The sequence below is a fragment of the Chloracidobacterium thermophilum B genome (assembly GCF_000226295.1).
GTDB classification, from domain to species: Bacteria; Acidobacteriota; Blastocatellia; order Chloracidobacteriales; family Chloracidobacteriaceae; genus Chloracidobacterium; species Chloracidobacterium thermophilum.
The window spans coordinates 1,815,699-1,839,404 of sequence record NC_016024.1 but is presented as its reverse complement, the minus strand read 5'-3'; the positions used below and the strand labels follow the sequence as shown (position 1 = coordinate 1,839,404).

General features: G+C 62.6%; 12 protein-coding genes. 5 read left to right on the top strand and 7 right to left on the bottom strand.

From position 1 onward, the window contains the following. Positions 1 to 34: 34 nt before the first annotated feature. The 3 genes from leuS to CABTHER_RS07490 all read right to left on the bottom strand — a co-directional run bounded on the left by leuS (position 35) and on the right by CABTHER_RS07490 (position 4,131). On the bottom strand, positions 35 to 2,569 hold the full coding sequence (gene leuS, locus CABTHER_RS07500) for a leucine--tRNA ligase (protein ID WP_014100012.1): 2,535 nt from the start codon (positions 2,567 to 2,569) through the stop codon (positions 35 to 37). Positions 2,570 to 2,756: 187 nt separating this feature from the next. Next, positions 2,757 to 3,383 (bottom strand): ATP phosphoribosyltransferase, encoded by a 627-nt coding sequence (gene hisG, locus CABTHER_RS07495; protein WP_014100011.1) that lies wholly within the window; start codon positions 3,381 to 3,383, stop codon positions 2,757 to 2,759. Between the two features lie 4 nt (positions 3,384 to 3,387). Beyond that, positions 3,388 to 4,131 carry a hypothetical protein gene (locus tag CABTHER_RS07490; protein ID WP_041569146.1) on the bottom strand — a complete coding sequence of 248 codons (744 nt, stop codon included), beginning with the start codon at positions 4,129 to 4,131 and terminating at the stop codon, positions 3,388 to 3,390. A 507-nt stretch (positions 4,132 to 4,638) separates the two neighbouring features. Here CABTHER_RS07490 and CABTHER_RS15765 point away from each other — a divergent pair. Together CABTHER_RS15765 and CABTHER_RS15760 are read left to right on the top strand one after the other, a co-directional pair. After that, positions 4,639 to 8,286 (top strand): endonuclease/exonuclease/phosphatase family protein, encoded by a 3,648-nt coding sequence (locus CABTHER_RS15765; RefSeq protein WP_228374038.1) that lies wholly within the window; start codon positions 4,639 to 4,641, stop codon positions 8,284 to 8,286. Positions 8,287 to 8,596: 310 nt separating this feature from the next. Next, the gene (locus CABTHER_RS15760; RefSeq protein WP_014100007.1) at positions 8,597 to 12,268 is read left to right on the top strand and encodes an endonuclease/exonuclease/phosphatase family protein; all 3,672 of its coding nucleotides are present in this window, start codon (positions 8,597 to 8,599) and stop codon (positions 12,266 to 12,268) included. A 141-nt stretch (positions 12,269 to 12,409) separates the two neighbouring features. Here CABTHER_RS15760 and CABTHER_RS07475 read toward each other — a convergent pair whose 3' ends face one another. The 4 genes from CABTHER_RS07475 to fmt are packed head-to-tail and all read right to left on the bottom strand — an operon-like array spanning position 12,410 to position 15,734. Beyond that, entirely contained in the window at positions 12,410 to 13,573 is a 1,164-nt protein-coding gene (locus tag CABTHER_RS07475; protein WP_014100006.1) for a tetratricopeptide repeat protein, read from the bottom strand. A gap of 20 nt (positions 13,574 to 13,593) precedes the next feature. Beyond that, positions 13,594 to 13,944 (bottom strand): DMT family protein, encoded by a 351-nt coding sequence (locus CABTHER_RS07470; RefSeq protein WP_014100005.1) that lies wholly within the window; start codon positions 13,942 to 13,944, stop codon positions 13,594 to 13,596. A gap of 9 nt (positions 13,945 to 13,953) precedes the next feature. Continuing rightward, positions 13,954 to 14,739 carry a DUF309 domain-containing protein gene (locus CABTHER_RS07465; protein ID WP_081464781.1) on the bottom strand — a complete coding sequence of 262 codons (786 nt, stop codon included), beginning with the start codon at positions 14,737 to 14,739 and terminating at the stop codon, positions 13,954 to 13,956. A gap of 20 nt (positions 14,740 to 14,759) precedes the next feature. Further along, positions 14,760 to 15,734 (bottom strand): methionyl-tRNA formyltransferase, encoded by a 975-nt coding sequence (fmt, locus tag CABTHER_RS07460; protein ID WP_014100003.1) that lies wholly within the window; start codon positions 15,732 to 15,734, stop codon positions 14,760 to 14,762. Between the two features lie 350 nt (positions 15,735 to 16,084). Here fmt and CABTHER_RS07455 point away from each other — a divergent pair, with 350 nt between their 5' ends. From CABTHER_RS07455 to CABTHER_RS07445, 3 genes are all read left to right on the top strand, one after another. Beyond that, positions 16,085 to 21,280 (top strand): S8 family serine peptidase, encoded by a 5,196-nt coding sequence (locus CABTHER_RS07455; RefSeq protein WP_014100002.1) that lies wholly within the window; start codon positions 16,085 to 16,087, stop codon positions 21,278 to 21,280. 241 nt (positions 21,281 to 21,521) lie between these two features. Continuing rightward, complete coding sequence (mltG, locus tag CABTHER_RS07450) at positions 21,522 to 22,583, top strand: endolytic transglycosylase MltG (RefSeq protein WP_049787481.1); 1,062 nt, start codon at positions 21,522 to 21,524, stop codon at positions 22,581 to 22,583. Then, complete coding sequence (locus CABTHER_RS07445; protein ID WP_014100000.1) at positions 22,583 to 23,671, top strand: serine hydrolase domain-containing protein; 1,089 nt, start codon at positions 22,583 to 22,585, stop codon at positions 23,669 to 23,671. The genes mltG and CABTHER_RS07445 overlap by 1 nt, the downstream gene beginning before the upstream one ends. Positions 23,672 to 23,706 lie beyond the last annotated feature (35 nt).

Sequence of the window (23,706 nt, the reverse complement as noted above, 5' to 3'; positions counted from 1 at the left end):
CCTTTCAGGCAGGCGTCGCTGCCGGATGGGAATGCTACCGAACGACGATGTTGACCAGCCGTTTGGGAACAACGATGACCTTGACAACGGTTTTGTCCGTGATCAGCGCACGAATCCGCTCATCGGCCAGCGCCGCGGCTTCCAGGTCGGCATCAGAAAGGTCCGGCGCGACGAGAATCCGGCTTTTGAGTTTGCCGTTGACCTGCACCGGAATTTCCAACTGCGGTGCGCGGGCCAGCTCCGGGTCATACGTCATCCAGCGCGCCTGAGCCAGCGAAGTTGTGTGGCCCAGTTCCTGCCACAGTTCCTCGGCAATGTGGGGGGCCAACGGCGTCAACATCAGCACCAATGCCTCCAGACCTTCACGCATGGTTTGGACATCCGTGGTCTCTGTCGTTTCACCCACCGCCGTGTCGAAGTCGTAAAGGTCATTGGTCAGTTCCATGCACGTGGCGACGACGACATTGAGCCGCAGTCCCTGCTCGAAGGCCTCCGTTGCCCGCGCCAGCGCCCGGTGTGTGGCGCGCCGCGTCACTTCTGCTGCCGGAGAAACCGTCGCCGGCAAACCCGTGACGCTCCGGCAGCGGTCACGCCACCGGTGAACCAGCCGCCAGACCCGGGCCAGATAGCGCATCGCACCTTCGGCCGCCGGATAGTCATCTGCACCGTATTCATCCGTGACCCGCTTCCAATCTACTTCCCGTTCGGGCGGGGCCGCAAACAGGATGGACAGCCGCGTAGCGTCCGCCCCGTAGCGCCGGATCATGTCGTCTGGGTCCACGATATTCCCGCGCGACTTCGACATTTTCGCCCCGTTGAGAATGACCATTCCCTGGGTCAGCAGCCGCCTGATCGGCTCGCCAAAGTCAATCAGCCCCAAGTCGCGCATCATCATCGTCCAGGCGCGGGTGTAGATCAGATGCATGACGGCGTGTTCGTCGCCGCCGATGTAGAAATCCACCGGAAGCCAGCGCTGGACAATCTCCCGGTCGAAGGGACACCGGTCGTTGTGGGGATCACAGTAGCGGAAGTAGTACCAGTTGGAGTCCACGAAGGTGTCCATGGTGTCGGTGTCGCGCCGGGCCGGAGCGCCACAGTTGGGACACGTCACCTTTGTGAACGTCGGATGGGTTGCCAGCGGTGCGCCGACTGAGAAATCCAGGTCTGGCGGCAGCGTAATAGGCAGGTTTTCTTCCTTTTCCGGCGAGATTGTCCCGCAGGCGTCACAGTGAATCATTGGGATGGGCGTGCCCCAGGCGCGCTGCCGGGAAATGCCCCAGTCGCGCAGCCGATACACAACCGTGCGTTTCCCGAATCCGTGGGTTTCGGCATGGTGCGCCATGGCCTGACGCGCTGCGGCCGAGGTCAGGCCGGAAAACGGCCCGCAGTCGGAGCCGAGTACACCTTCATCCATGAAGGGCACGGTTGAAATCTTCAGTGTGGACTGTGGATCACTGGGCGTTGTATCCCATACGACCCGGCGAATGGGCAGCCCGTACTTGCGTGAAAACTCGAAGTCCCGTTCATCGTGCGCCGGAACGCTCATCAGTGCGCCGGTTCCATACTGCGCCAGAACGAAATTCGCCGTCCAGACCGGCAGCCGCTCCCCGTTGAAGGGATTGATGGCATGGAGACCGGTCTCCACACCTTCTTTTTCCCGCGATTCCGTCCGCTCGCGCAACGACTGCGCCGTGATCCGCGCCACGAAAGCCGCGACCTGACTCCGCACGGGCGAGCGTTCAAGCAGTTGCTCCATCAGGGGATGTTCCGGCGCGACGATGACGGCATTCGCGCCATAGATCGTGTCCAGCCGGGTCGTGAAAATGCGCACGGTGATAGCCGGGGCCTCGGACAGGGCAAAGTCCACTTCGGCCCCTTCACTGCGCCCAATCCAGTCGTGCTGGCGTTTGAGCACGTGTCCGGGCCAGCCGTTCTTGAGTGGCCCTTCAATGCCAGCCAACAACTCCTCGGCGTAGTGTGTTTGGCGGACAAACCACTGTTCAAGTTCCCGTTGCTCCACCGGCGTGTCGGGATGCCGCCAGCAGTAGCCCCCTTCCGCCTGTTCATTGGCCAGGCTCGTGTTGCACTTCGGGCACCAGTTGACCGTCGCCCGCTTGCGGTACACCAATCCCTTTTTGAAAAGCTGGATGAACATCCACTGATTCCAGCGGTAGTACTCCGGCTGGCAGGAGGCAATCTCGCGGCTCCAGTCGTAGCTGAAGCCCAGCCGCTGGAGTTGGGCACGCATGGCAGCGATGTTCTGGTAGGTCCACTCGTCGGGGCGCGCGCCCTGCTTGATGGCGGCGTTTTCGGCCGGAAGCCCGAAGGCGTCCCATCCCATCGGGTGCAGTACGTCGTAGCCCTGAAGCCGTTTGTACCACGCGACGGCATCACCAATGCTGTAGTTGCGTACATGCCCGAGGTGAATGCGCCCGGATGGATACGGGAGCATTTCCAGCATGTAGTAGCGGGGGCGGCGGCCATCATCACGGACGGCAAAGGTGTTTTGCTCGCGCCAAATCCGTTGCCATTTTTCTTCGACGACGTGTGGTTGGTACTTTTCGTGCATAGAGGGAAAACCGGTTTCCTGAGTCGAGCGTTGACCCGGTAGCGCTTATGGTGTGGTCAGGTTTCAACGCCAAAAAGCATGACCCAAAGCGGCGGAAGGGTAAAGGTAAGCTGTCCCGGCAGGGAGAACACTCGCCAAAAGAGACTGGTTTCTGTGCAGCCAGCCCGTTGATAAGGTCGCGCCTGATTCAAGCTGGCGGGGCGAGTTGTTCGAGCAACCGTGTCACCTGATGGCGGGCAAGGTGAAAGGCTGCCCGGTTGACGATACAACGCGCGCTCACCGGTGCGATGTCCTCCAGAACGGCCAACCCGTTTTCGGCCAGGGTGCGGCCGGTTTCGACAATATCCACAATGCAGTCGGCCAGCCCCAGCACCGGGGCCAGCTCAACCGAACCACTCAGCGGGATGATTTCCACCGGCGTGGCGCGGGCCTGAAAGTGGCGCTGCGTGATTCGTGGGTACTTCGTGGCCACACGGAGTTTTGACAGATGGTTGGCTTCCCGCCAGGGCATGTCAGAGAAGCCAGCCACCACGAGCCGACAGCAGCCAAAACCCAGATCGAGCGGTTCATACACGTCCGGTTCCTGTTCGAGCAGGACATCCCGCCCGCAGACCCCGGCCTGGGCAATGCCGTGTTCAACATAAATCGGCACGTCACCCGGTTTGACGAGCAAAAAGCGGTACTCGCCGCGCACGTCGTTCAGAACGAGCCGCCGGCTGTCGGGTTGCTCCGGCGGCAGCACGATACCGGCCTGCTCCAGCCGGGCAAGGGTCGTTTCCTGGAGGCGGCCTTTGGCCAGGGCAAGCGTCAGCACGGCGTTATTGCGGATTGCGCACGCGCCGCTCGCGCGTGACTTTGGAAGGTGCCGGGCTGTCGGCTCCGTTTTCTTCATCATCGCGTGGTGGAGGAGTGGTGGAATCGCTTTCCTCTTCCTTCGCTTTGCCCTTCATGCAGTCGGCAATCTGCGGCCCGTATTCCCTGGCGGCGGCAGCCAGTCCCAGGTACACCGTCTGGAACGCCTCGAACGTAATTGGTGTTTCGGTACGCAGCGACCACTTCAGCCCAATGTCCTGCTCGCGATCGACAAAGAAACTTCCAAAGGCCAGGGCTTCGTTGGCACTGAGTAGCAGCGCACGCAGGGCATCGGCGTTCTTGGCCTCGGCAACGTTGCCAAACGCATAGGAATACAGTCCGACCATTTTCTTGCGCGGCGAATGAATCACCACGATGTCAAAGGTTTCGCCGGTGGTTGCGGTGTAGTGGCTGACGATGGTGTTGGGGTCTTTGTCGGCACGCTCCAGCCGGACGCCCTTGATCTGGCGCAGGTAGCCGCGCAGGGTTTCGTGCATGGGTTTGGATTTGGGCGCGGCTTCTGTCTCCGCTGGTGTCTGTCCGGCTGGCCTGGGGGCCGGCGGTTTGGACTGGGGTGCAGATGGGGTCGTGCGCGGCGCTCCGCTGCCGGGGGCAGTTTTCGGACGATTCGGGCCGGTTTCTTGGGCTACCGGACCTGACGGCCCAAGCAGCAGCATGGCCAAGGCAGCCAACATCGGGTTACGCATCATGTGTGGAGTCCCCACAGGTGCAGAATTAGGTCTTGCGGCGGCAGGTTTCAAAACCCGGTTACGTGAACGGTAGCACATACCAGGTTGCCTGGCAGACGCCCAGGGTGCGTTGGGCCTGGCCCGCTCACCACCTGAATAAGCCCAAACCGGGTTATGGTCCTATGCCGGTAAATCATAGCGAAACGGCTGTCCATGTCGAATGAAGGGTTTTTCAAAGCACTCCCACGGCAACATAGCCAGCGCCGAAATGAAACCAGCAGCGCAGCCAGGCGGGGAAGGGTGTCCAAAGGGCAAGTGCTCAAGACCATCACGCAGGTCAGCTCCAGCCGAAGCCATCGCGTGTAATCCTCATACCTGCATAAAACAAAAGGCTGCAATTTGTGAAGGTTGGGATACTCTATGCCGTGTCCGTATGCACTTGATGAACTTTCTTTTTCCACTGTCCGGCTGCCTGCGGCATAGGTGCCCGGTTAGCCGGCGCAGTATAGACCGGGAGCTAAAGCCATTATGCACGTCGTGATAAATCAGATGCGCTGGCGTTACGTGGCGTCAGTGTTCGTGATTGGTGCGGCCTGTGGGCTGCTTGCCGTGTATGGGCCGTGGCAATGGCCGCTGAGCGCCGACACGGCCGCTGAGCGCACAAGGACCATACCGACCGTTCTGGCGACAAAAACGACAACAATCTATGCTGAAAACTTCAATGGCATCGGCAGCGGTTTGCCGCCCGGCTGGACAGTGCGGACCGATGCCACGGCAGCCTCACTTGGCACGCCGGTTTCATTTTCAACCACGCCCATAGACTGGGGAAATGTGAGCGGGGCCTTCAAAAACTTTGCCTCGGCCAACAACGCCGGTTTCAATGCCTCAACGCCCGACGCGACCCAAAACAGCGCCCCGGACCGGGCGCTGGGCATCCGGCAGACCGGAACGTTCGGCGACCCCGGCGCGGCTTTTACCTACCAGCGGAATACGACCGGGGAAACCATCACCGCTGTCAGCTTCAATGCCCAGATGCTGAGCGTCCAGCCGCGCAGCACAACCTGGACGCTGCAATACGGCGTCGGCGCAAACCCAACGTCCTTCGTAACGCTGGCCACCTACACTGACCCCGGCACGTGGGGCAACACCAACATCTCTGTGACGCTGTCGCCAACGCAATCAGCCGAGGTCAGCAACCAGCCCAGTGTCTTCTTCCGCATCGTGGCGCTGAGTGCTTCAAGCGGCTCCGGCAACCGTGACAGCTTTGGCATTGACAACTTCACCCTGACCAGCAGCCCACCGCCGACTGGGCCGATTGTGCCGTCGTGTCCGGGGACGGTGGCGGCGTTTCAGGGAACGACCGCTGTTGCCTGCGGGCTGAGCGCCACTTCCACCAGCAGCATCATTAACAACGCTACGGTCTTCAGCGTGACGCCGCCCACAACCGGCTTTTCCATCGTGGGCTTCGTCCCGGCAACCGGCCCTGGTGGCACGGCCACGGCCACCCTGCAGATTGCCAACACCGTCCCGACCGGGACCTACAGCGTCGTTGTCCGCTGGTCCAACAACGACACCCCGCCCCAAACCGCCGATTGCACGATGACGGTCAACGTCGTGGCGGCAACACCGGTCACGCCCATCAACCAGATTCAGGGGACAGGCAACACCTCGCCGCTGGTCAGCACGGTGCAGACGACCGAAGGCGTAGTGTATGGGCTGCGCAGCAACGGGTTTTTCATCCAGACGCCGGACGGCTCTGCGCTCGATGACGGCAATCCGAACACGTCCGAAGGGCTGTTTGTGTTCACGGGCAGCACGCCGCCGGTGCAGATTGGGAACCTGGTGCGGGTACGGGGTACGGTCAATGAGTTTGTCCCCGCGGCTGACCCGCAGCAGCCGTCGGTGACGCAGCTTTCGGGGTCACTGACGATTGCCCGGCTGGCGTGCAGTGTTCCCTTGCCGGCACCGACGGTCATCACTCCGGCCATTGCCAGCACGCCGTCGCCACTGGAGCCGACCCTGCCGTTGCGCTACGAGCGGTTTGAGGGGATGCGGGTGGCAGTGCAGCATCTGGCGGTGGTGTCGCCCACCGGCGGTTTCATCAATGAAACGAATGCCACATCAACGACGAACGGGCGGTTTTTTGGCGTTGTGGCGGAGGTGTGCGGCAGCGGCTTTTGCGCCGACCGTCCGTTTCGTGAGCCGGGCATCCGCTTCCCGGACACTGTTCCCAATGGCGGAGTGACGGGGACGTTGCCGCCGCCGGTCAACGTGCCGCGCTGGGATGCCAACCCGGAGTTGCTGCGGGTGGACAGCACGGCGCAACCCGGCACGACGGCGCTCAACGTGCCGTCGGGGGATTTTGACCCAAGTACGCCCTATCCGGCCATTGTGACGAATCTGGTTGGGGCGCTGGACTATAGCTTCCGCACGTTTACGATTTTGCCGGAGGCAGCCAATCCGCCGGTGTTTTCCAACAGTGGTGCGCCGGGTGTGGGTGAAGCGATTCCGCTGGCGGTACGTCCGCCGACCGACTTGACAATTGCCTCGATGAACCTGGAGCGGTTTTTTGATGACCGCAATGATCCGGGGCGGAGCGAACCGGTATTGACGCCGACGGCGTACAGCAATCGCCTCAGCAAGTTTTCGCTTCAGGTGCGGAACATTCTGCGCAACCCGGATGTGATTGGGTTGCAGGAAGTGGAAGCGCCGACGGACAACCTGACCGTTGTCATCAACGATATGGCGGCGCGGCTCAATGCAGACAATGGCAATCCCACAAACAGCAACCCGGCGCTGCCGTTCTATGCCGGTTACATCTTCCCGACGAATGACTTTGGCGGCATTGCGGTAGCCTATCTGGTCAACACCAACCGCATCACGGTCGGCAGTGTGACGCAGGTTGGGGTGGCGGACACGTATGTGCGGCCCAATGGCTCAACGGTCGTTCTCAACGACCGTCCACCGATTATTCTGCAGGGCGCGTTGGGGGATTTTGCGTTTACGGTCATCAACGTGCACCAGCGTTCGTTGAATGACATTGCCACGGGCGGTAGTCCCGTCAACGGCTATCCGAATGAGGGCTACCAGGTACGGCACAGGCGGCAGGTACAGGCGGAGTTTGTGGCAAATCTGATTCGGCAGCGGCAGCTTGCCAATCCGAACGAGCGGATGGTGGTCATTGGGGATTTCAACGGCTTCCAGTTCAACGACGGGTACGCCGACATCTACAACACGATTCTGGGCAATCCACCGACGCCGCCGACCAGCGGCACGAACGATAGCCGTGTCGTGTTGGCACCGACGGCGGCGTGGAATCCGCCGACACCGCCGCTCGTAAGCTTGACCGGGACAACGACCAACTCATCGAACTATTCCTTCCTCTTCGATGGCAGCGCACAGACGCTTGATCAGGTGGCAGTCACCCAAAACCTGTCGGGCATTGCCTTCTCTGAAACGGCGCGGGTCAACGCGGATTTCCCGGAGGTGGACCGCAACAATCCATTGTCACCCAGGCGCTTGTCTGACCACGACCCGAAGCGGGTAGTCATTTCGGTGCCACCGGCGACGCCGGTGCTTCAGAACTGCCGGGTGGCGCTCAACATCGCTGAGCAGTTATTGGCAGGTAGCCTCTGCGGAGCGCCAAACTATGCTGGCGACCTCGTGCTCAGGGCAGTTCTGACAAACACAAGCACGCAAACCATTTCAAATGTTTCCGTGCAGGTGGCAGGCCTGGGGTATCCCGACGGCACACCAACTGGCGTGATAGTGCCTGCGGTCAATCCCCATCGTCTGCTGACAGCCGATGGGGCTACGTGCAGCAGCGGCGGGCAGGCTGGCGCGAACCAGTCCACGGTTGATGGTCAGGCGCCGATTGGCAGCAACACACCAATTGGCACTCTCAATCCAAGAGAGTCGCGAGTAATAACCCTTCGTCTTGCCTTGCCAGGTGTGCGGCGGCTGCGGTTCTTTGTCAACGTCTTCGGGGTTGGCGGGACGGCCTGCCCGGTGGCGTTGAACGAAGGGCAGGCACCGGGGCTGGTGATGGCAACGACCGTGCCGCTGAAAGGGACAGGTTTCGGCTTTGAACTGCTGCAGGACAAAGGGCGGCTGACAGTAGCGCCGCTGACTTCCGGTACGGCAATACCTGGAACGCGGTTTGGTCGTCGGCGGTAGCCGTCGGTTTTGAACCTGCATCTTACCGTTGGGTGGTGGGGGCGCATCCCTGCCACCCAATGTGCTTTTCAGAGGGGGTGTGAATGCCCTCTGTGGACGAAAAGCTGTGGAGAAGCACTGCGGGCACCAGCGCACAAACACTGAAAAAAACCGCTCTGCCGGTAACGTGTCGTTTACACAGCGGGCATAAGGTTGGGACACTCTACACAATGTCCAGTTGTCCTCAATGAACTTTCTCTTCCACTGCCCGGCTGCCTGCGGCGTAGATACCCGTTAGCCGTGCAGTACCGACTCAGGAGTTGAAGTCAATATGCACATTACGATGAATCGGACGCGCTGGCGCTATGTGGCGTCAGTGTTCGTGATTGGTATGGCCTGTGCGCTGCTCGCGGTGTATGGGCCGTGGTCGCGGCCGATGAGCGCCAACACCGCCGCCCGTCCTTCCACAGCGGCGCCGGCCGTCCCGGCCACGACGATGATCCCCTATGTCGAAACCTTTGACGGCATCGGCAGCGGTCTGCCATCCGGCTGGACGGTGAACACCGGCGCGACAGCATCCTCACTTGGCACGCCGGTTTCATTTTCAACCGCTTCCATACCTTGGGGAAACACCAGCGGGGCCTTCAAAAACTTTGCCTCGGCCAACAACGCCGGTTTCAATGCCTCAACGCCCGACGCGACCCAAAACAGCGCCCCGGACCGGGCGCTGGGCATCCGGCAGACCGGAACGTTCGGCGACCCCGGCGCGGCTTTTACCTACCAGCGGAATACAACCGGGGAGACCATCACCGCCATCAGCTTCGATGCCCAGATGCTGAGCGTTCAGACGCGCAGTACGACCTGGACGCTGCAATATGGCGTCGGCGCAAACCCAACGTCCTTCGTGACGCTCGCTACCTACACTGACCCCGGCACGTGGGGCAACACCAACATCTCTGTGACGCTGTCGCCAACGCAGTCGGCCGAGGTGAGCAACCAGCCCAGTGTCTTCTTCCGCATCGTGGCGCTGAGTGCTTCAACCGGCTCCGGCAGCCGTGACAGCTTCGGCATTGACAACTTCACGCTGACCGGCGGCGGTCCGCCGCCAACCGCACCGATTGTGCCGTCGTGTCCGGGGACGGTGGCGGCGTTTCAGGGAACGACTGCTGTTGCCTGCGGCTTGAGCGCCACAGATAGCGACAGCATCGTCAACAGCGCCGTCGTCTTCAGTGTCACGCCACCCACGGCTGGCTTCTCCATTGTGGACTTTGTTCCGGCAACCGGCGTCGGCGGCACAGCCACGGCCACCCTGCAGATTGCCAACACCGTGCCAGTTGGGAGCTACAGCGTTGTTGTCCGCTGGTCCAACAACGACACCCCGCCCCAAACCGCCGATTGCACGATGACGGTCAACGTCGTGGCGGCAACACCGGTCACGCCCATCAACCAGATTCAGGGGACAGGCAACACCTCGCCGCTGGTCAGCACGGTGCAGACGACCGAAGGCGTAGTGTATGGGCTGCGCAGCAACGGGTTTTTCATCCAGACGCCGGACGGCTCTGCGCTCGATGACGGCAATCCGAACACGTCCGAAGGGCTGTTTGTGTTCACGGGCAGCACGCCGCCGGTGCAGATTGGGAACCTGGTGCGGGTACGGGGTACGGTCAATGAGTTTGTCCCCGCGGCTGACCCGCAGCAGCCGTCGGTGACGCAGCTTTCGGGGTCACTGACGATTGCCCGGCTGGCGTGCAGTGTTCCCTTGCCGGCACCGACGGTCATCACTCCGGCCATTGCCAGCACGCCGTCGCCACTGGAGCCGACCCTGCCGTTGCGCTACGAGCGGTTTGAGGGGATGCGGGTGGCAGTGCAGCATCTGGCGGTGGTGTCGCCCACCGGCGGTTTCATCAATGAAACGAATGCCACATCAACGACGAACGGGCGGTTTTTTGGCGTTGTGGCGGAGGTGTGCGGCAGCGGCTTTTGCGCCGACCGTCCGTTTCGTGAGCCGGGCATCCGCTTCCCGGACACTGTTCCCAATGGCGGAGTGACGGGGACGTTGCCGCCGCCGGTCAACGTGCCGCGCTGGGATGCCAACCCGGAGTTGCTGCGGGTGGACAGCACGGCGCAACCCGGCACGACGGCGCTCAACGTGCCGTCGGGGGATTTTGACCCAAGTACGCCCTATCCGGCCATTGTGACGAATCTGGTTGGGGCGCTGGACTATAGCTTCCGCACGTTTACGATTTTGCCGGAGGCAGCCAATCCGCCGGTGTTTTCCAACAGTGGTGCGCCGGGTGTGGGTGAAGCGATTCCGCTGGCGGTACGTCCGCCGACCGACTTGACAATTGCCTCGATGAACCTGGAGCGGTTTTTTGATGACCGCAATGATCCGGGGCGGAGCGAACCGGTATTGACGCCGACGGCGTACAGCAATCGCCTCAGCAAGTTTTCGCTTCAGGTGCGGAACATTCTGCGCAACCCGGATGTGATTGGGTTGCAGGAAGTGGAAGCGCCGACGGACAACCTGACCGTTGTCATCAACGACATGGCGGCGCGGCTCAACACGGACAACAGCAATCCCACAAACAGCAACCCGGCGCTGCCGTTTTACGTGGGGTACATCTTCCCGACCAATGACGTGGGCGGGATTGCGGTAGCCTATCTGGTCAACACCAACCGCATCACCGTCAGCAGTGTGACGCAGGTGGGGGCGGCCGATACGTATGTGCGGCCGGACAGTTCGACGGCGATTCTCAACGACCGTCCGCCGGTCATCTTGCGAGGGGCGCTGGGGGGCTTTGCGTTTACGGTCATCAACCTGCACCAGCGTTCACTGAGAAACATTGACACCGGCGGTTCTCCCGTCAACGGCTATCCGAATGAGGGCTACCGGGTACGCCACAAGCGGCAGTTGCAGGCCGAGTTCGTCGCTAACCTCATTCGCCAGCGACAGATACTGAATCCGAATGAGCGCATGGTGGTCATCGGCGACTTCAACGGCTTCCAGTTCAACGACGGTTACGCGGACATCTACAACACGATTCTGGGCAATGCGCCGACGCCGCCGACCAGCGGCGCAAATGATACCCGGGTCGTGCTGGCACCGACGGCCGCGTGGAATCCACCGACGCCGCCGCTGGTGAGCCTGACAGGGACGGCGGTGAACTCGTCGAACTATTCCTTCCTGTTTGACGGCAGTGCCCAGACGCTAGACCAGGTGGCAGTGACGCCGAATCTGGCGGGGATTGCCTTCTCTGAAACGGCGCGGGTCAACGCGGATTTCCCGGAAGTGGACCGCAACAATCCGTTGTCACCCAGGCGCTTGTCTGACCACGACCCGAAGCGGGTGGTGATTCAAACACCAACGAACGTCAACTCGCAGGTGCAGATGCTGATTTACCCGTCGGCAACCACGGCGCTGTTTGGCTGCCCCGGCTATCCGTTGCAGGCGACGCTGGTTGGGCTGCTGACCAACATTGGTGCAGCACCTCTCTCCAACATCGCCATTCAGGTGACAGGGCTGGGCTTCCCGAACTTCACCAATCCGAACGCCGTCATTCTGGCGTCGCCCAATCCACACCGGTTGGCGTCGGCGGATGACTACTTCGGGCCGTGTGCCTACACTGGCGGGCAGGCTGGCTCCATCCAGACCACGCTCAACGGGCAGCCGCCGGTTGGCACTGGTGTGCCGATTAGCCCGCTGGCGGCAGGGCAGTCCACGAGTGTCTTCTTCCGGGTGCGGGTGCCTTCGACCGGTCCGATTCGCCTGCTGGTGAATGTGCTGGCGATTGTCGGCCCCGTCTCAACGACGGAAAGCGTTGAGACGCAGCGGCAGGTGATTCGGACGATGGTCATTGACGTGGTACCTGACGCCGACGGCAAGCTGACGGCGCGGGTTGTCCGCGATGAGCCTGTGACGCCGAAGGCCGCGTCTGGCGAGGACGCCACGGCGACGACGCCTGCCCGGACGCCGGTTGTGGCGGCTCCCGGACGGCGGCGCTAGGCTTCAAACCTGGTCGGGGTAGCCTGACCTGATTTCCGGCGGTCACGCTCTGATGCGGGCGTGACCGCTTTTTTGTCTGCCGGACAGGATTTGACGTGCCTTTTGTGCCCGGCGGAAAGGACTTGTTTGTGCTGGAAAGAGCTACGGCTGTTCCCGATGTTGCGCCAGTTTCCGGCGCAGGGTGGTGAGTCGTTCCGGGTCAAAATCGCGGAACGGCTGAAAATCAAGCTGCTGAAGCTGCTCGAACGCCGTGGCAAAGGCCTCGGCGGCACGCTGGCAGGCTTGCCGGGCCTCGGCCGCCTTGCCGGCCGCTTCGAGTTCCGCCGCTCGCTCTTCTTCTTCCGCTCCAAGTGCCAGCCAGGCAACCGGGAAGAAGTTGCCCCGCACGCGAATCCCTTCCTGCAGGGTGGCGCGCAGTTCCTCCGGGGTGTCTTCCTCCTCGCACAGATGCGCCAGCTCCAGATAGGCCAGCGGGTCGTGCAGGTGACGGCCCAGGGTCAACGCGCGGTAGGCGGCCGGGCTGGCCACGAAAGCCTGCTCAATGGCCGTGACCACGGTGTGCAGGTCGGCACGGGCCGACGACAGATCGCTGCTCTTTGGCTGGGCTTTGGCTTTGCGGAGGCGTTCCAGCGCACGCCGGGCCGCCGCGTCCTGGAAATCGGTCAGCGCCGCCAGCCGTTCCAGATGGGGCTGGGCATACTCCCACGCGCCGAGCTGTCCGTAGGCCCGCGCAAGCAACAGGCGCGCCAGGATGTGCTCCGGCATCCCCGGCACGTCCATCACCTGAACCAGTGTCATGATGGCATCAGCCGTGCGCTCGCTACGCCAGTAGAGCGAGGCCAGAAAATAGCGGCACTCTGTGACCTGTAAGGCAAGCGTCTGCCAGAGGCCCAGATCGTCGGCTGAAAGATGGCGGGCGGCCAGTTGGTCAAAGGCCCGGGCCAGCTCCACCTGCGTCTGCTGCTGCCGGGATGAACCGGCCAGGCGGCGGTCGCGGGCCGTACGCTCCAGTTGTTCCAACGCCACACGGTCGGTTTCCGTCAGTTTTGCCTTGATGGTGACTTCAAGCGCATGGCGCTGTTCTTCGGCGGAATCGAGCGCGCGGTAGAGTGCCGCGATGGCCCGTCCGGTGTGCCCCTGGGCGTCGAGCACCAGCGCCCGCTCGTAATGCCAGCGGACGCTTTCGCGTGGAATGGTCTGAAACACTGGCGCAGAGTACACCAGCGCCATGTGGCCCAGCACGAGGCTTACCAGCAGGAAGCCCCGAAGCCAACCGCCAACCAGCCTTGCGTGCTTTGCTTTCATCGCTTTTTCAGGCTGTGCTGTCAGGGCTGCGCCGGTGTGGATGACGCCGGGAGAAAGGCAAAGTACACGGCCGCGAGGATGAAGAGAAATGCCACGGCATAGTTCCACCGCAGCGGCTCGTGCAGGTAGGTGATGGCGAAGGCGACAAAGACCAGAAGCGTGATGATTTCCTGCAGAATCTTGAGCTGGAACGCCGTGAACTGCCCATAGCCCCAGCGGTTGGCCGGCACCTGCAGGCAGTATTCAAAAAACGCGATACCCCAACTGATGAGAATGACCTTCCACAGGGTCACACCCCGGTGGCGCAGGTGTCCGTACCAGGCCACCGTCATGAACAGATTGCTGAGAATGAGCAGGATGACCGTCCGCATAGACCAGATTTACCGATGCTTGCACGGGACATCGGCGTGTTCGTTGACGAGCGGGATTTCCGGCGCGCGGATGGGAGCTGCGAGCGGGGTCTGAAGGATGGTTTCCGTTTCGCGCAAAAGCTGCGCAACGTCCAGCCAGGGGGTGTCCTGTCCGCCTTCGGCCAGGTTGAGGCGCGCTTTATCAAACAGCACCTGCATTGGCTCGGCCCGTCCTTTGAGGCGGTGAATGTGGACGCCGCAGAGCTGGATGAGCCCCTGAATGACCAGCTTTTCGCCGCCTTCCGGCAGGCGCATCCAGAGGGATTCCCAGTCTTCGTGGGCGGCATAAAACTCGCCGCAGTTGAACAGGTCCGCGCCCAGCATCAGCCCCAGCCGCAGGTGAGGGAAACGCTCGGCGTAGCTGCTGCCGGTGGGAATCCGGTGTGCCCGGTCGAGGCTTGTCTGGTAATCCCGCCACAGCGCCGCGAGCCGGGCTGTAGGCAGGACGCACCGCACCCAGTGCAGAATGAAGCCGGGCGCATAGGGAACGACTTGCCCCAAGTAGGGAGCCGCATCAGCGCGCGTCAGGCACTGGGCTTCCAAACGCGCCCGCAGATGCGCCGGCGGGTCGTCGTCAAGGACGAGGCGGGTTGGGCGGTCGAGGCGCGCGGCGAGCTTGATGGCCTGGCGGTCGAGCCAGTGGAGATGCTCCAGCGTGGGCAGGGCAAAGGCCAGCGACTCCGGGCAGCCAAAAGGGGGGATGAACGTCGGGCGCAACTGCGTGCAAAAGGCATCCCAACTTAGCGGTGAAGACATTGCTTGGGGTGGTTGGCGCGTTACTCAGAGTCGGTGCGCAGCGAGGCCGGCATCGGCGACATGAAACATGCCCCCGGTTGCAATCGCAACCCATTGGCGAAGTCCCGCGCCGAAACCCGCGCCCGGCCTTCAAGCTGAAGTTCCTGTGCGGACAGGCCCGTGCCCTGCCCACAGGTAATGAGCAGCGCGTTATCCGTGACGGCCAGCAGCGTACCGGGTGAGGCGGCTTCCCCGGCCGGCAGTGGCACAGACTGCCCGCGCCAGAAGGTGACACGGCGGCCGGCAAGGTACGTGTGACTGCCGGGAAAAGGCTGGAACGCCCGGATGCGCGCGGCAATGGCTGTGGCCGGAAGGGACCAGTCAATCCAGCCGTCTTCACGTTTGAGCAGCGGGGCGTAGGTTGCCTGCGTCGCGTCCTGGGGACGCCGGGGAAGCTGGCCTTCTGCCAGTTGTCGCAGTGCGTCACTGAGCAGTTCTGCGCCAAGGTGCGCCAGGCGCGCGCCCAGTTCCGGGGCCGTTTCTTCGCGCCCAATCCAGCACTCGGTCTGAAGGGCAATGTCGCCGGTGTCCAGCCCGGCGTCCATATACATCACAGTGACGCCGGTCAGGGCTTCGTCGTGGGCAATGGCCCAGTTGACCGGGGCTGCGCCGCGATACTTCGGAAGCAGCGAGAAGTGGACGTTCAGAAAACCCTGCCGTGGGGTTTCCAGCAGGTGCGGCGGCAGAATCCGCCCATAAGCCACAACCACGCCCACGTCGGCGTCGAGCGCCGCGAGGTTGGCGTGGAAGTCCGGCGTTTTGATTTTGGTTGGCTGCCAGACCGGCAGGCCCAGTTCCTGGGCCGCCACTTTGACAGGCGGAGGTTGCAGGCGGTGGCCGCGCCCGGCCGGGCGGTCGGGCTGTGTAACCACGGCCACAAGGTCATGCCCGTCCTGGTGCAGCCGCCGCAGGGTTGGGACGGCCAGATCAGGCGTGCCCATAAAGACAATGCGCATGCTGGATGATGCTGCCCCCCTACTGTGTTTTTACCCGCTTGTCTTCCGGCGTCGCAGTCGTGTTCGTGCTTCGCATATCGCGTGCCAGGTCGAGCTGTCCGGCCGGTTTTGGCATTGACAAGCGGCACACGCAAAGCGTAAACAAGGCCACACACATTTGAAAACGGCTTGTCGCGGCAATTTATCCAGCCTCGCGGGTCATTTTGGAAGGCCGGCTTTTTGTGTGCGGTCTCTGCCATGCTCAGTGTATCGGGCGGCCGCCCCTTGTGGAGTGTGCCAGAGCCGTTTGTATCCACTCCCTCACGCCGCCAGCGGCGTGAGCTTACAATGCCTCATGAGGGAAAACACAGATGAATGACATCACATCTTCTCCGCCAGCCGAACGCCCACGTCGGCGCTCAGGTTGGCGACGCCTTCTGCCGCTGGTTGTGGCGGCTACAGTCTTGGTGACTGGCATTGTGGTCACATTCCGCATGCCGCTGACGCGCGCGGCCGGGCGGGCGCAATTGACCGCCGGAAAGTTCAACCTGTCCAATGTCCGGGAGCTTTCGGTAGCCGGCGACCGGGTCAAGCTGCGCATTGAGTCAGACGCGCCAATGCCGGAAGCCATGCGCAGTGCCAAAGTCATCAGTGAGTACGAGGGCTTCCGGGTTGTGGAAGTCTCCGAACGGGAAGCGGCACAACTGGCCGATGCGCCGGGCGTCACCCAGCGCAACGACTTCAACTATGTCTATCTCAACGCGGTAGAAATCAACACGACCTCGCCGGCAGCGCAGTCACTGCGCGGGCAGCAGGAACTGGTGGATGGTGTCGGGATGCGGCTGGTGCAGTTTGCCGGGCCCATCCAGCCGGCCTGGGTACGGATGCTGGAAGCGACCGGGGTGCAGATTGTCACGGCCGTTCCCAGCAACGCTTATCTGGTGTACGGGAACGCCAAGAGCTTTGCGGCACTCAATGCCATGATGCAGCGAACGCAAGTGGTGCAGTGGGACAGCCCGTTTTACGGGTTGTTCAAGGTGCACCCGTCGGCGATTCCGGGCAGCAAGCAGTACATTGACACCAACGGCGAATATCAGGTGCAGCTTTTCGCCGACCAGCAGGGGAATCGCGGAACGTTTGAGTTGCTGCGGGAGATCGGGGCGCGGCAGATCGCCGGGAGTCAGGCGTGGGGGCCGTACGTCAACCTGTTCATCAAGATGTCGCCGGATTACCTGGCGGATGTGGCCAACCGGCCCGATGTGGTCTCGATTCATCCGAACGTCGAAGTCAAAAAGCTCGACGAGCGGCAGAATATGATTGTGGCCGGGAACATCACGGGCAACAATCCAAATCAGGGCAACTATCTCGCGTTACTGGCAAGCTGGGGCTTTATGCAGGCGCAGTTCAATGCGTCGGGGTTTGTCGTGGACGTGGTTGACGACGGTGCCGACCGGAATCTGCCCCCTGGTGACCCCGGCACGGTGCCGGTCAACAGCAACGCCGGTCCAGTGCCGGCACGGCACTTCTGCCTGTGGCAAGGCGGGGACCTGGGTAGCACGTCGCGGTTCATCTACAAAGGGGTGTGGAGTACGCAAGTCCCAGGCCTAGGCCCTGACCAGGGAGAAGGGCGTAGCGGTCACGGGCAGCTCAACATGAGCATCGTGGGCGGGTTTGTGCCGGACAGCTTTGACCCGGGTGGCACGCGCGTCCACCGCGATCCGCAGGGCTTCCGCTACGGGCTGGGCGTGGCGCCCTTTGTGCGGATGGCCAACTCGGTCATTTTCGACCCAAACTTCAGGTTTCCCGACTTCAACAACATGCTGGCGGCGGGCTACAACAACGGTGCCCGAATCACCAGCAATAGCTGGGGCGCTAATACGGCTGGTGGCTACAACCTGAATTCACAGACCTACGACGCGCGGACGCGCGATGCGGATACGGGCACGGCCGGTAACCAGCAGCTCCTGATGGTCTTCGCAGCTGGCAACTCCGGTCCCGGCGCACAGACCGTCGGCGCGCCGGGTACGGCGAAGAACGTCATCACCGTCGGCGCCGCCGAAAACGTGCATTCCCACGCGACGGCCAACGGTGGGAACAACGCCGCCGGGAACGATGGCTGTGGCATCCCGGATACCGGTGCCGACAGCGCCAATGACATGATTGGTTTCTCAAGCCGCGGGCCGTGCCAGGACGGGCGGCGCAAGCCGGATATTGTCGCACCGGGGACGCACGTCACCGGGATGACCTATGTTGCCATCGGTTCAGACCCGGTGTCGCCGCCAGATAACCTTGGGGCGGCTGACCCGAACTTCCGGGCTGATGGCGTTTGTGCGCTGCCAGGTGGCGGTACGGCCGGCAGTCCGAACAACTTTTTCCCCTTTTCACCTGCGCAGCGGTGGTACACCACCTCATCCGGGACGAGCCATTCCTGCCCGGCCGTGGCTGGTGGGGCGGCGCTCGTCTATCAGCAGTTCATCAACAACCCGCCCTACATTGGCGCACACCGGACGCCTTCCGGCAGCGCCCCGCCCAGCCCGGCGATGGTGAAGGCCTACCTGATGAACAGCGCGCGGTATATGACCGGTGTGGGCGCCAACGATACGCTGTGGTCGAACTCCCAGGGGATGGGGATGATGAACCTTGGCACGGCGTTCAACGGCGTGCAGCGGATCATCCGCGACCAGGTACCGGCGGACCGGTTTACCGCGACGGGACAGGAGCGGGTGTTTACTGGGAAGGTGGTCAACGGAACGGCCCCATTCCGGGTGACGCTGGCATGGACGGACGCACCGGGCCCGACGACAGGCAATGCCTATCTCAACGACCTCGATCTGGAAGTCACGATTGGTGGTAACCTGTACCGTGGGAACGTCTTCAGCGGCGCCAACTCGGTGACGGGCGGGACGGCTGATTTCCGCAACAACGTCGAGAGTGTCTTCCTGCCACCTTTCCCGGATGGTACGCCGTTCCTTGTTCGCGTACGGGCGGCAAACATCATTGCCCAGGCGGACCCGACCGTTTCCGGGAACAACCAGGACTTTGCGCTGGTGGTGCACAACGGGCAGCCAGCGACAACAATTCCGGTCATCACCGGGGTGAGCGCCACCCTGACGGCGGAAAGCTGTGCACCCAACAATGGTGTACCCGATCAGAACGAGACCGTGACCTACAACATCACACTGCGCAATGACGGTACAGCCCCGACCAATGGCAACCTCATTGCCACGCTGGCGCCCAGTGGTGGGGTAGGCACGATTGGCGGCACGAACCCGCAGAACTACGGTACGCTGCCGGTTGGGGCCAGCGCGACGCGGCCCTTCACCTTCACGGTCAACGGGCTGTGCGGAACGACGCTGACGATGACACTCAACCTGAGCGACGGCAGCGGCAGTCTGGGAACGGCGACGTTCTCGTTCCAGATTGGGACGCCGAACAACGTTCTGACGCAGAACTTCGATACGGTCACGCCGCCAGCGCTTCCGGCGGGCTGGACGGCAACGAATGCTTCGGGGCCGGCGCCTCTGTGGGTGACATCGACTGTCACACCCGACACAGCCCCCAACTGCGCTTTCGTGGACAACCCGGCTGTGGTCAGCGACAAGCGGCTGGATACACCACCCATCAACCTGACGACGAATCAGGCGCGGTTGACTTTCCGTAACAACTTCTCCTTTGAAGCTCCCAACTATGACGGCGGGGTGCTGGAAATCAGCATCAACGGTGGGCCGTTCCAGGACATTCTGGCGGCTGGCGGAAGCTTTGTCACCGGCGGCTACAACGGCACGGTTTCAAACTGTTGCAGCAATCCAATTGGCAACCGGCAGGCCTGGATAGGTAGTTCCGGTGGCTACATTACGACAACCGTGAACCTCCCGGGAAGCGGCCCACGGACCGTTGTTCTGCGCTTCCGTATGGGGAGTGACACGGTTATTAGTGCCCCCGGATGGCGAATTGACACGCTCACCGTGCAGGACGGCTTCCAGTGCTGCGGTATCGTGACGGCTCCGAATGTCACCTTCACGGGTCAGACCACAACCGAGTTGCCGGGGACGCTCAACAGCGACGGCGATGGTTTCTTTGAACCCTGCGAGACCCTGCAATCGGCCATCACCGTGACGAACGTGGGCGGCTCGACGGCGACGACAGCCATTGCCACCATCACTTCACCGACGACAGGGGTGACGATTGTCAGCGGCAGCACGGCCAACCTTGGCCCGCTGGCGCCGGGCGGCAGCGCGACCGGCAACGTGACCTTCAAGCTCCTGCCGACCTTTGTGCCGGGGACGACCGTCACCATCAACGTGTCGGTGGCGTTCGGGCCAGGCGGACCGAGTCCGAGTACAGCGAGCTACACAGTGGCGACGGGTTGCCCGTTGACGCCGGGCGGCACGTTTACCTTCTCCAACCCGGCGCCGATCACGATTCCAGCCTCGGGAACGTCAGGACCAGCAGCACCCTATCCGTCCACCATCAACGTGAGTGGCATCACAGCGCCGATTACGAAGGTGACGGTGACGATCAACGACTTCAACCACACCTGGCCCAACGACGTGGGTGTAGCCCTGCGGGGTCCGGGCGGTCAGATTTGTGTGCTGTTCAATAATGCCATTGGCGGGTCTGGTGGTGTGACGAACCGCACCTACACGTTTGACCAAGCATTCCCGCCATTGCCAACGAGCGGCTTCCCGCCCAGTGGGACCTATGGCCCGAACAACAACAGTGCGACACGGACCTTCGCGGCGCCGTTGCCACCGCCGCCCTACAACAGCAACCTGAACATCTTCAACGGGTTGTCCGGGGCAAGCGTGAACGGCACGTGGGAACTGTTCGTGCAGGACTTCGCCGGTGGTGATACTGGCAACATCAACGGTGGCTGGTCCATTACTATCCAGACCGGCACGCTCAACTGCTTCACCACAGCCTGCCTGACGAATGTCAACTCGCAGGTGCAGATGCTGATTTACCCGTCGGCAACCACGGCGCTGTTTGGCTGCCCCGGCTATCCGTTGCAGGCGACGCTGGTTGGGCTGCTGACCAACATTGGTGCAGCACCTCTCTCCAACATCGCCATTCAGGTGACAGGGCTGGGCTTCCCGGACTTCACCAATCCGAACGCGGTCATTTTGGCGTCGCCCAATCCACACCGGTTGGCGTCGGCGGATGACTACTTCGGGCCGTGTGCCTACACTGGCGGGCAGGCTGGCTCCATCCAGACCACGCTCAACGGGCAGCCGCCGGTTGGCACTGGTGTGCCGATTAGCCCGCTGGCGGCAGGGCAGTCCACGAGTGTCTTCTTCCGGGTGCGGGTGCCTTCGACCGGTCCGATTCGCCTGCTGGTGAATGTGCTGGCGATTGTCGGCCCCGTCTCAACGACGGAAAGCGTTGAGACGCAGCGGCAGGTGATTCGGACGATGGTCATTGACGTGGTACCTGACGCCGACGGCAAGCTGACGGCGCGGGTTGTCCGCGATGAGCCTGTGACGCCGAAGGCCGCGTCTGGCGAGGATGCCACAGCGACGACGCCTGCCCGGACGCCGGTTGTGATGGCTCCCGGGCGGCGGCGCTAGGCTTCAAACCTGGTCGGGGTAGCCTGACCTGATTTCCGGCGGTCACGCTCTGATGCGGGCGTGACCGCCTTTTTTGCTTCCTGCCGGAACGGTCTCCGGTTTTTTCAGGCTTAGACTGGGATTGATACAGCGGGTTGTTCCCGGCTGTGTTTCGTGTCATGCTGTGCTGCGGCGCGCCGCCTCACCCACAGTCTTTTGCATGGTGACGGGCGTCTGATCATCTGCCCCAGCAGGATACGTCATGGCACATCTACGCCGCCGACTCGCCTGGTTTGCGGTCGTCACAGTCGCTCTTCTGGCTGCGGTTGGGATGGGATTTCTGTCCTACCGGAGCCTGCACGTACCGTTCAGTCACCGGGCTGCCGACGAACTCATCACCATCGAGCCGGGGATGGGCGCGCGCGAGGTCGTGGAACTGCTCTACGAGCGCGGCATCATCCCGAACCGCTACCCGGCACTGGTCTATCTGATGCTCAACCCGGCCGGACGCCGTTTGCAGGCCGGAGACTACGAGTTTGAATCGCCGATTGCTCCGCTGGCCGCACTGGAAAAAATCCGCCGGGGCGCGGTTGCCACGCGCCGCATCATGTTTCGGCCCGGGTTGACCATCTACGAGGTCAACGACCTGCTGCCAAACCGTCCCGCCAACGGAAAGCTCGATCCGGCACTGCTGGACGTGCGCCTGATTGCTGACCTTGACCCACAGGCCACCAGCCTTGAAGGGTACATTTTCCCGGATACCTACATTGTTCCGAAACGGGCGACGAATGCCGAAATCCTGGCCGAGGCGGTGGCCCGTTTCCGCCGGGCCTGGACGCCGGAACTGCGCCAGCAGGCGGAAGCCCGCCGCCTGACACTGCGGGAAGTTGTCACTCTGGCTTCCATGATCGAAAAGGAAGCCGCTGACGATGCCGAACGCCCGCTGGTGGCGAGTGTCTTCCACAACCGGCTGCGCAAGGGTATGCGTCTGGAATGCGACCCGACGTTCATCTACGCCGCCAAGCTCAACGGCACGTGGGATGACAACGTCAACAACCCGGCGCACCGCCGCCTGCTGTCGCCCTACAACACCTACCTTTCTCCGGGGCTGCCGCCGGGGCCGATTGCCTCGCCGGGTGAAAAATCGCTGCGGGCCGCCCTTCAGCCGGCGCAGACGGAGTATCTGTACTTCGTGCTGGGCCCCGGCGGACGACATCGCTTCTCGCGCAACGAAGCCGAGCATCAGGTGGCCGTGGCTGAGTATCGCAGGCTTCAGCGCGCGCAGCGTCCGGGGCTGCATACCCAGCTCATCAACAAGAAGTAATGGGCGATGTGTTGCGGGAACAGCTCGAAGCCGCCCTGGATGCCGGGGAAATCCAGAGCGCCGTCTGGCTCGTCGGCTGCCGTGAAACCATGGTGGCGCATGGCGCAGTCGGCCCGGCCGGCTTCGATACGCTCTATGATCTGGCTTCACTGACAAAACCTCTCGTCACGGCGCTGCTGCTGGCGCTCTTTATCGAGCAGGGGCGGTGCGCGCCTGACGACCACCTGGGCAAGTGGCTGCCGGCATTGCGCGATAGTCCCTATGGACACGTCACGGTTGCACAGGCCGTGACGCACACCGGCGGTTTCCCGGCCTGGCGGCCGCTCTATGCCATGTGTGCGACGCCGGATGAAGTCCTGCCGGTCATTGCGCAGACGCCGCCGATTGCCAAACCTGGCGAAAATGTTGTGTATAGCGACCTGGGCTACATCGTGCTGGGCCGTCTGCTTGAACACCTGGCCGGACAGCCGCTCGCCATTCTGTTCGGGACACACGTGGCGCAGCCGTTGGGACTGACGGCAACCCGGTTCTGTCCGCCGCCGGAATGGCGGGAACGAGCGGCCCCGACCGAAGACGGCAACGCCCACGAACGCCGCATGGTGGAACAGCTCATCGCCGCAGAGAACCATCCTCTGGTGCAGGCGCGGCTGCGGGGATATGCCGGCTGGCGTACGCAGCGCCTTCAGGGTGAAGTCCACGATGGCAATGCGTATTTCCTTGGCGGTGTGGCCGGTCACGCCGGGCTGTTTGCAACGGCCGGGGAGGTGTGGAAGCTGGCGCGGGTGTTTCTGCCGGGAAGCCCTCTGCTGCGCCCGGAAACCTGCCAGTGGTTTTCGACCAACCTGACGCCGGGGAAAGCCGAAGCCCGCTCGTTTGGGTGGATGTTGGCCGGTTCACCGAACGCAACCGGCGTCGGGCTGTCGCCGACCGCCTTTGGCCACCTTGGCTTTACCGGCACAAGTCTCTGGTGCGACCCCCAGACCGAGCGGGTCTATATCCTGCTGACCAACCGTACCTTTCCTTACCGGGCCAGCTTGCAGGATGTGCGGCGGGCATTTCACGCGGCAGCTTCCCGCATATCGGGCTGAATCCTGTGGCGGGATGCGCTATCATCGCCGTGCTT